The following is a 1,107-nucleotide window of genomic DNA, read 5'->3' on the forward strand; positions in this document are numbered from 1 at the left end:
ATTAAAGCGCGCGGATTCTATGGTTCTTCGACACACTACACAATAAGAACTTTACAAGAATATGTTGGGCGTGCAAAAACACCAAAGACGAGCTCGGACATTAACATCTACTGATGAAATGAATCCACCCGCCTTTCATAAAGTTTGGATAAACATAACCGTGTATTTACAATACCTTGGATTGCGTATTACCCCCAAAGAACGGCGATCAGAAAAATAGCCGCAAACAATCCAGCGATAACTAACATTAAGTATGATAGCTTGCCTGTTCCACCTTTTGGCGCTTGATTACAACACCCCATTTGTCTTCTCCTTAACGATTTTCGTTCCCTTTAACTTAACGCTTACCCTTGGGTGAAGGTCAACCTGTGGCAGTTTGTTGTGTGTCTCTTTTACTTTTTTCGCGCCAATACACCAACGCAAACGTTTATATTGCTTACAAATAAATCACTGAGTTTTCGGTTCATTTTTGGGTAAATACATACCATTTTTCGCTATATACCCGCCGTTTATAACAACCCTACAATACGCGCGTCTTACTTGTAGCACGCGGGTTTTCCAACCATGAATTCGTGGCTCGTTTATTAAAGGTATCGAATGAGCAATATCGCCAAGTCCGCTGTTAAACTCAGTGTTTTCTCTGTGATCATGATTACGGTTACATCCGTTGATAGCATCAGAAACATACCGGGTGCCGCCTTATTTGGTAGTCATGCCATCTCTTTCTTTTTACTTGCTGGTTTATGCTTTTTCGTTCCCACAGCTTTAGTGTGTGCCGAGCTAAGCACGACTTACCCTCAACAGGGTGGTGTCTATCTTTGGGGAAAAGAAACGATTGGACCTAACTTCGGCTTTGCGACCGTTTGGTATCAATATGCGGAAAATATCGTTTATTACCCGCCGCTGATCTCTTTCATTGTCGCTACAGGTGCCTACCCATTTTTCCCAGAACTGGCGCAGAATAATATTTTCATGTTAATCATGATTAATGTGATTTTTTGGGCGCTAACATTGGTAAATATATTCGGCTTACGTTTGTCATCGATGATCACAAACGTGTTTGGCACTCTAGGGCTCATTTTCCCAATTTTGCTGATCATTGGCTTG

General features: G+C 41.6%; 1 protein-coding gene. It reads left to right on the plus strand.

What is annotated here, in order from left to right; translation table 11 throughout:
• Nucleotides 1–597: 597 nt before the first annotated feature.
• The coding region (locus R7P72_RS25610; RefSeq protein ID WP_318111045.1) for an amino acid permease at nt 598–1,107 on the plus strand (510 nt) is incomplete at its 3' end.

This window comes from Vibrio sp. Vb0888, assembly GCF_033338835.1.
GTDB lineage: Bacteria > Pseudomonadota > Gammaproteobacteria > Enterobacterales > Vibrionaceae > Vibrio > Vibrio alginolyticus.